Origin of the sequence: Rhodoblastus sp. (assembly GCF_052145335.1) — a bacterium.
Lineage (GTDB): Bacteria > Pseudomonadota > Alphaproteobacteria > Rhizobiales > Beijerinckiaceae > Rhodoblastus.
In genome coordinates, this window is sequence record NZ_JBKQOU010000165.1 from 1 (window position 1) to 7755 (window position 7755).

General features: G+C 61.8%; 8 protein-coding genes, 2 tRNA genes and 1 pseudogene. 6 read left to right on the top strand and 5 right to left on the bottom strand.

Annotated elements, in window-relative coordinates; genetic code table 11:
• From ACLP2E_RS11055 to ACLP2E_RS11070, 4 genes are all read right to left on the bottom strand, one after another.
• The coding region (locus ACLP2E_RS11055) for a deoxyribodipyrimidine photo-lyase (protein ID WP_442465950.1) at window positions 1-873 on the bottom strand (873 nt) is incomplete at its 3' end.
• Window positions 874-922: 49 nt separating this feature from the next.
• Complete coding sequence (locus tag ACLP2E_RS11060; RefSeq protein WP_442465951.1) at window positions 923-1681, bottom strand: pseudouridine synthase; 759 nt, start codon at window positions 1679-1681, stop codon at window positions 923-925.
• The gene (locus ACLP2E_RS11065; RefSeq protein WP_442465952.1) at window positions 1678-2595 is read right to left on the bottom strand and encodes a class I SAM-dependent methyltransferase; all 918 of its coding nucleotides are present in this window, start codon (window positions 2593-2595) and stop codon (window positions 1678-1680) included. Before ACLP2E_RS11065 ends, ACLP2E_RS11060 begins: the two co-directional genes overlap by 4 nt.
• Before the next feature lie 50 nt (window positions 2596-2645).
• Window positions 2646-2721: transfer RNA gene (locus ACLP2E_RS11070), tRNA-Asn, on the bottom strand.
• A 175-nt stretch (window positions 2722-2896) separates the two neighbouring features.
• Between ACLP2E_RS11070 and ACLP2E_RS11075 the strand changes: the two genes are divergently transcribed.
• The 6 genes and pseudogenes from ACLP2E_RS11075 (at window position 2897) to ACLP2E_RS11100 (ending at window position 7529) form a co-directional block, all read left to right on the top strand.
• Window positions 2897-2970 (top strand) — tRNA-Cys (locus ACLP2E_RS11075).
• A 793-nt stretch (window positions 2971-3763) separates the two neighbouring features.
• Window positions 3764-3859, top strand: a pseudogene (locus tag ACLP2E_RS11080) (PEP-CTERM sorting domain-containing protein); the annotation flags it as partial.
• Between the two features lie 464 nt (window positions 3860-4323).
• Complete coding sequence (locus tag ACLP2E_RS11085; protein ID WP_442465953.1) at window positions 4324-4836, top strand: hypothetical protein; 513 nt, start codon at window positions 4324-4326, stop codon at window positions 4834-4836.
• A 380-nt stretch (window positions 4837-5216) separates the two neighbouring features.
• The gene (locus tag ACLP2E_RS11090) at window positions 5217-5723 is read left to right on the top strand and encodes a hypothetical protein (RefSeq protein ID WP_442462366.1); all 507 of its coding nucleotides are present in this window, start codon (window positions 5217-5219) and stop codon (window positions 5721-5723) included.
• 223 nt (window positions 5724-5946) lie between these two features.
• Complete coding sequence (locus ACLP2E_RS11095; protein WP_442462367.1) at window positions 5947-6789, top strand: group III truncated hemoglobin; 843 nt, start codon at window positions 5947-5949, stop codon at window positions 6787-6789.
• The gene (locus tag ACLP2E_RS11100; protein WP_442465954.1) at window positions 6786-7529 is read left to right on the top strand and encodes a hypothetical protein; all 744 of its coding nucleotides are present in this window, start codon (window positions 6786-6788) and stop codon (window positions 7527-7529) included. The genes ACLP2E_RS11095 and ACLP2E_RS11100 overlap by 4 nt, the downstream gene beginning before the upstream one ends.
• 143 nt (window positions 7530-7672) lie before the next feature.
• Here ACLP2E_RS11100 and ACLP2E_RS11105 read toward each other — a convergent pair.
• Window positions 7673-7755: DUF933 domain-containing protein (locus tag ACLP2E_RS11105; RefSeq protein WP_442465955.1), on the bottom strand; the 83-nt coding region annotated here is incomplete at its 5' end.

A 7755-nucleotide genomic window follows, 5' to 3' on the forward strand; every position in this document is an offset into this window, starting at 1 on the left:
GAGGTCGGGAAAGGCGTAGAACAGGTGGCGGGAAAACTCGCGCCAGCCCAGTTCCGAGAGAAATTTGTCGCCGCCGGCGTGCGAATCGGCTTCACGATAGATCTGGCGCGGCGAAATTTCTCCGAAATGCAGATGAGCCGAAAGGCGCGAGGTCTTCTCGGCGCCGGGCCGGTCGCGCATGGCGTCGTAATCACCGAGCTTTTGTTCCAGAAACTCATGGAGCCGTTGTTCCGCCAGAATTTCTCCCGGCGCGGGATCGGGGAATTTCCGCGCCCAATCGGGACTTTTTGGCGCGAGGTCGAGATCGGCCAGGGCGACCGGTCCAGGCGCCCCGGATGGCCAGGCGAGCGCGGGAATTTTGTCCGGGGGCCGCAACGGCGGCGGGAGCGAAAGATTTTCCCGCAAGGCCCGCCAGAACGGCGTGAAGACCTTGTAGGAGGCGCCGTTTTTCGGCGCGATCTCCCAGGGCTCAGCCAGCAGGGCGCCATTAAAGCTCGCGACTTCATGGCCTTGAGCGCGCAAACGCGCTTTCAGCCTTTTGTCCTGGGCGATTTCGCCGCCGCCATAGCGCCGGTTCCAGAAAATTTTCGCCGCCGAGGCTTTTCCTACCAAACGCGGCAGCACATCCTCCGCCGAACCACGCAAAAAATGCAATTCGCCGCCGCACCGCGATATTTCACGCGCCAACGCCCCCAAGCCGAGATTCAGCCGCCAGCGGCTGGCGCCGCCGGGCGGGCGTATTCCCTCGGCTTGCTCGTCGTGGATATAGAGACAGAGCAAGGGCAGCCCGCTGGCGCACGCCGCCGCCAAGGCCGGATTGTCGGCGAGGCGGAGATCGTTGCGAAACCACAGGATCGCGGCATGATTTTCCATGGCGGAGGACTACCGAACGGGACACTCATCCGGGGCACAACGCAGCACGCTATGATGGTTCGCCGGCCGGGGACAAAAAAATCGCTGCGATTTCTTTGGCGTCGAGCAGCCGGAATTCGCCCGGCGCCAGATCTTCATCGAGTTTCAGCCCGCCGAGCGCCTCGCGATGCAGCGCCACGACATGATTGCCAACAGCGGCGAACATCCGCCGCACCTGATGATAGCGGCCCTCGACGATTGTCACCCGCGCCTCGCTCGGTCCGAGAACCTCCAGGCCGGCCGGCAAAAGCGGTTTGTCCTCGCCCTCCAGCATCATCGCGCCGGAGGCGAAAACCGCCGCCTCGTCGCCGTTCAGCGCCCCGTCGAGTTTTGCGCGGTAGATCTTGGCGATTTTTTTGCGGGGCGAGATGATTCTGTGCAGCAGCGCGCCATCGTCGGTCAGCAGCAGCAGGCCGGAGGTCTCCTTGTCCAGCCTTCCCACGGTGGAAATCGCCGGATCGCGTCGACGCCAGCGTTCCGGCAACAGGCGATAGACCAGAGGACCGGCCTCCTTGTGCGAACAGGTGACGCCAAGCGGCTTGTGCATCATCACGACAAGCCCGGGCAGGGGGTCCAGAACCTCGCCGTCCACCGTCATTCGCGCGGCAAACTCCGGGCTGAGCGGCACGCGGGCAATCTCGCGCAAAGCCGCGCCGTCGAGTTTGATCCGGCCATTGCGCGCCAGAATCTCGATTTCGCGGCGTGAGCCATAGCCGAGGTTGGCCAGCAGCCGGTCGAGTCGGCAAGTGCTGACCGCGCCCCCGCTCATTTGCGGCCTTCGACGATCTTGTAGCCGCCCTCCTCGGCGACTTGGCGAACCTCGCGGAAATTGCGCGCCAGCGCCGCCTCGTAGGGCAGGTGGCGATTGGCCACCAGCCAGCATTGGCCGCCCTTGCGCAGCATGGCGGCGGCCTTGTCGATGAAGGCGAGGCCGAGAGCCCGGCTTTCCGCGCCCCCTTCGTGAAAGGGCGGGTTCATCGCCACGAAATCGAGCGAATCGAGCCCAAGGATTTGCGGATTTACGGCCCGCGCGTCGGCCCAGACAATTTTCGCCCTTTCGTCGGCGACATTGCGGCGGCAAAGCTCGATGGCGCGGCGGTCGATATCCACCAGGGCCAAAGCCTTGACCCGTTCCGAGCGCAGAATCGCATGGGCGAGCAGGCCAAGGCCGCAACCGAAATCGGCCCCGCGTCCGGAAAATTCAGGCAGATGGCGAATGAGAAAGGCGCTTCCCGGATCGATTCGATCCCAGGAGAACACGCCCGGCTGGGTCCACAGGCCGAGCGTATCGGAAAAGCGCGGCGCGCCGGCGGCGATGGCGGCTTCAATGGCGGCCTGGTCGCCGTCGGCTTCGGCGGAGCAGATGCGATGGTGGCGCTTGCTCGTCTCGTTGCAGGCGCAGCCGAATTCCGCCAGTTCGCGGGCGAGACGGCCGCCGCCCTTGTCCTTGGGCGCAAGCACCAGAAAAGGCGCGCCGGGCGCCAGTGCCCGCAAGGCGAGGGCGAGCGAATGGCGGCGCTCGATGGCGCCGGGCGGCGCCAGCATGGCGAGGTTTTTCAACGAGCCGGGGGCAAGATCGTGCAGATTTTCGGCGCCCGGAAACAGCGGCGAGAATTGCCGCGCGTCCGCGGAAATCTCGGCCAGTTCGGACGGCGGCGCGCCAAACAGATTGGTGAAGGTCATTTTTTCCCCGGGATTTCCGGCGGTCGCTGGCGCGGAATTAAAGGGGGAGGTGGCTCCCTGAGCAGGGCTCGAACCTGCGACAAAGCGATTAACAGTCGCTTGCTCTACCAACTGAGCTATCAGGGATCACTTTCGCGATGAGGGGCGTATAGCAGCGCGGATTTGGATTGAAAAGCCCGAAAACGATTTTTTACGACAAGCGCGTGAATGCCGTTGGACCCACCGGTTAGACTCTTGCAGCGGGGCGCGGCTTGCTGCTATAGGCGTCCTGCCCATGACGCTTTTGCGTCGCCGGCGTTGAGGCCTCGTGGCGGAGTGGCTACGCAGAGGACTGCAAATCCTTGCACCCCGGTTCGAATCCGGGCGAGGCCTCCAATTCTCCCCAATGTGAATTTCTCCCCATTGTCAAACTTGTTTCCTGCTGGCGGCGCCGCGGAGGCGCCTTGGTCCCGGCGATTCCACGCGTTCGAACGCGGGAAACAGCGCCGGGCGGCCTATGCAAAGCTTCAATGACGTTAGTTCTTGAAATTAAGTTATTTTTTTGGCGAAAAAGTTCAGCTTGACAGTTGACCTGACGGTCCGATCCATTAAAGCTTAGCGCCAAGGTTGGTCTGCAATCGGCCTTGATGTTTACCGCTGACCGACGCCGCATGCATTAGCGGAGAAATTACATTTCGGGGGTCTGTCCATGAAGAAGCTCATCCTGCTCGCGGGCCTGCTCGCCGGTCTGTCCGCTCCTGCTTTCGCCTCCAATCTCGTCGTCAACGGCGAATTCTCCGATGGCGGCGCCGGCTGGTCGAGCCCGGACACGGTCGAAGTCTATCCGTCGCCGGTTTATGGCCTGCCCTGCGTCAACGGCTCATGCACGAATGCGGAGGTGCTCGGCAACTATAGCCCCGACACCATTTATCAGTCGGTCGGCGGCCTGGTTGTGGGTGACTGGTACAAGGTTTCATATCTGTACGGCGGCCGCCAGGGCGCCGATGCGTCGATGGTTTCGTCCTTCGGCGGCAAGACCCTGACGACCAACACGGGCGACCTGGGCGTCTGGGTGCTGAATACGTTCTCGATAAAGGCCACGGCCACGTCCGAAATCCTTTCCTTCAACGCCGTTGCGCTCAACGGCTGCGCGAGCTGCGGCGCCGAAGTGACCAACATCTCGGTCGGCGTCCCCGAAGCCTCCACCTGGGCGATGATGCTCGCCGGCTTCGCAGGTCTCGGCTTCGTCGGCTATCGCCGCCAGAAGCCGGCCCTCGCCGTCTGATTTTTTCAAAAAAATCGACGTCAGGAAGACCGCCGCGAGGCGGTCTTTCCTTTTGCGGAGAGGCCGGTGCAGAACCCGCGCCCGCGCCCGCGGCAAAGAGTCGCGTCCTCTTTGCGTCCAGCGCCAACGCCCAGCAGGGCAGTCGCAGTAGGAGCCGACTATTATACACAAAATCAGCAAGTTAGCTTAATGCCGCGGCGGTTTGACGCGCAAACCGCGCATGATACGCCAACGTATTGAAATAAAATGAGAAAGGCCCGAACATTGAACTTGGGATGGTTTTATGTTGCGTGGCAACGCGATATTTACTGTCTTGATGCCCCCTGAGAACGTGGCGGCGTATTCCTGAATGCTTTGACACGAGCCGCGAATTGGCCTAATGGTCAACGAATAGTTACGCCTACGCTCGAAAGGGCATTCAGGCGCGACATGTTCGGAATCTTTTCCGTGGGGGAATGGATACCATGAAAAACTCTGTGAAACTTGCCGCTGCGGTTCTGGCGATGGCTTTGGCCAGCGGTTCGGCTTCCGCCAAGGTGTGGGAATTTTCCTACACCGATGGCGTTGGCGACTCAGGTTCGGGTACGTTCATCACCGGTTCCGTCGGACCTACTTACACGGTTACCGGCATTACCGGCACAGCGGACGGAAAGACGATCACGGGTCTTTCAAGCTATGCCGGCTCCGACCAGATTCTCTATCCGATCGATTATCCGAAGTCGGCCGGCGTCGACTTGTCCGGTATTTCCTTCAGCACGTCGGGGGGGCCAGACTTTAACCTCTATGCCTATAGCGGCGGCACATGGCTTCTCAACAGCAACGTCGATCCTATCGGTTATCCGCAGAACGGTAACGCGCTAACCGCATTCAGCGTGAGCACCGTTCCGGAAGTCTCCACCTGGCTGATGATGCTCGCCGGCTTCGCCGGTCTCGGATTCGTCGGCTATCGCCGGCAGAAGGCCGGTTTCGCCGCCTAAGTTTTTTGAAAAAATCTGCATCAGGAAAGACCGCCGCGAGGCGGTCTTTTTTTTGCCGGGCGCCCGACAAAGCGGCGCCAAGGCTTCATGCGGAGGGTGTCGGGCCTGCGGCAAAGCGTCGCGGATTTCCCGGCTACCGCCCAGCGGCGACGTCCAGCAGCAGCACGCGCAGCGCTTTTATTCTTAATGTCAGCAGGATAGAAGAATGTCGCGACCGCTTGACGCGCAAACCATTAGGCGTGACGCATTAACTGTTTCATGCGCAATACTTTGACACGATCCGCGAATTGCTATAATGGTAAACGAATAGTTACGCCTCCACTTGAAAGGGCATTCAGGTTCGACGTGTACGGGATCTTTTCCTTGGGGGAATGGGTACCATGAAAAACTCAGTGAAACTTGCCGCCGCCGTTCTGGCGATGGCTTTGGTCAGCGGTTCGGCTTCCGCCAAGGTGTGGGAGTTTTCCTTCGCGGATAACGCTGGCGACCACGCTTCGGGCTTTTTGACCACTAACGCTTCCGACGTGGTCACCGGCATCAGCGGCTCTATTGACCACTTCAAGATCACCGGCCTGACGAGCTACGCCGGCGCCGACCAGCAGTTGTATCCGACTTCCGCCCCCTATGCGGATTTGGGCGGTATTTCGTTCACCGCTGCGAACAGCGTCTCCTACAACTGGTCGAACTATACCAGCCCAACGGGTGGCATCGCCAATAGCGTCAGCGACCCGGGCGGCTATGGCTGCTGCCAGGCCCTGTTCACCAGCATTTCGGTTACCGCCGTTCCGGAACTTTCCACTTGGACCATGATGCTCGCGGGCTTCGCCGCCATCGGCTCCGCCGGGTATCGTCGGACGCGCAACGAACGCATCACTTTCGGCGCCTGAATTCCCAAGCCGTGCAACTTAAGAACGGCCGCCGCGAGGCGGTCTTTCTTTTTGTGCAAGGCGCCCGCTTGCGACAGCCGTGTCGAACTTGCGTCACAAGCGTCGCGAAATTCCGCCGCAACGGCCTGAAATACGACCCCCCGGGCGCCCAAAAAATTGGCGCAACAATTGCTCCGCGCGAAAATCCAAGGCGAGAGGGCAAAATCGCCATAAGGGTCGAAACATGACACATCCGTCGCCAATTCACGATCGTTCGCCGCTGCCTCTCGCGCAAAAAGCGGGTCCGATCCTTCCTCGCGCCGAAAGTTCGGGCGAAGTCACCTTTGCCGGCTTCGTCTTCGCCGCAGGCGATCCGCCCCGTTCGGGCGGGCTTTATGTGCTGACGCGGCGGATCGGCGAATATCTCTATCCGGTTCTGATCGGCGAGGCCGAGGACATGGCGGGGGCGCTGGAACAAGCCCATTGCGACGAGCCGACGCTGGCGGCCGGACTGGCCGACGGCGCGTTCTGGATGGCGCGCGAAAATCCCCGCCAGCGCAATCACATCCTGCGCGATCTGGTCGGCAAATATGATCCGCCGCTCAATATCGAATTTCGCAAGGGCCGCGCCGCGCCGGAGATCGCGGCCCTGGCCACGGATCGCGCCCCGGCGCTATTGACCGGCGAAGCCGAACTTGGCGCCGAGCCGGTCGTCGTCAGCGAGGCGGATTTGCGCCTGCTGGTTCGCGCCTTTTATGACGAGGCGCTCAAGGATCCGCTGATCGGTCCGGTTTTCGCGCGCAATGTCGCGGATTGGGACCATCATTTCGACATCGTGCAGAATTTCTGGTCGCGCGCCCTGCTGGGCACCACGCGCTATACCGGCAGTCCATTCACCCCGCACCTGTCGCTCAATCTGAAGCCGGAATTCTTCGACCGATGGATCGAGCTGTTCAAGACCATGGCCGAGCGCCATTTGCAGCCGGCGGCGGCGCGCGTGGCCATCGCTCGGGTCGAGCATATGAGCGTCTGCTTCCAGGCCGGGCTGTTTCCGCCTAAAATGCCGGTTGAGGAGACAACGGCGTGAGCGACGAGGAAGCGGCTGCCGGCCTTCGGGCCTTTTTCAACGCCATGCGCGACAGCTTTGCGCTGATATTGGCCCAGGGCGCCGGCGATCCGCGCCTGGTCGATGTGCTGGCGGCGCAAGCCGGCGATAATTACGAGAAAAACGCCGAAATCCAGAGCGAGGGCCTGCCATCCCACGCTTGCGGCAAGGGCTGCGAAACCTGCTGCTGCCTTCAGGTCGCGGCGACGGCGCCGGAAATCTTCCACGCCGCCCACTTCATCCGCCTCACGTCGCAGGCTTTTGCCGCCCACGGCGTCGATCTCGCCAAAAGACTGCGAGAGGCTCGAAACGCCATCGCGGGGCAGGGCCACGAGGAGCGTTTCGCCTCGCGGAGAAGTTGCCCGCTGATCATCGGCGGCGCCTGCGCCATTTATGCCGCCCGACCGCTGGCCTGTCGCGGCCATGTCTCCTTCGACCGCGAAGCCTGTATCGCCGCGGCGGAAGGGCGCGACGCCGAGGTTCCGGCCTCCGGCGTCCACAAGACCGTCCGCGCCATCGTGCAGAACGCCCTTCAGGCGTCGTTGCGCGACAAAAATCTCGGCTGGGGCGCCTACGAATTCCTCACGGCGCTGGATCGCGCGCTGCAAGACCGGCAATGCGAGGAAAATTGGCGCGGCGGCGCAGAAGTTTTCGCCGACCTGCAGCTGGGCGCGGAAGAGACGCGCGAACTCGCGGCGACTTTCGACGCCCTTCGCGCCTAGAGCCTTTTCCGATCCGATTGAATCGGATCGGGGCTCTAGTTTTTTGTTTTTACGCGTTTTCTTCATGCGAACCGGTATCCACTTCGCTTGAAAACGCTCTAAACGCGCGCTCCCTTCTCCCCTTGCGGGAGAAGGACATCCTCTCAATTCGCGAACCTGAAATGCAGCACGTCGCCGTCGGCGACGACATATTCCTTGCCTTCGAGGCGGAATTTTCCGGCCTCGC

Coding starts and splice junctions, on each gene's coding strand:
- ACLP2E_RS11060 (WP_442465951.1), bottom strand. CDS start 1,681: ATGAGCGGGGGCGCGGTCAGCACTTGCCGACTCGACCGGCTGCTGGCC.
- ACLP2E_RS11065 (WP_442465952.1), bottom strand. CDS start 2,595: ATGACCTTCACCAATCTGTTTGGCGCGCCGCCGTCCGAACTGGCCGAG.
- ACLP2E_RS11085 (WP_442465953.1), top strand. CDS start 4,324: ATGAAAAACTCTGTGAAACTTGCCGCTGCGGTTCTGGCGATGGCTTTG.
- ACLP2E_RS11090 (WP_442462366.1), top strand. CDS start 5,217: ATGAAAAACTCAGTGAAACTTGCCGCCGCCGTTCTGGCGATGGCTTTG.
- ACLP2E_RS11095 (WP_442462367.1), top strand. CDS start 5,947: ATGACACATCCGTCGCCAATTCACGATCGTTCGCCGCTGCCTCTCGCG.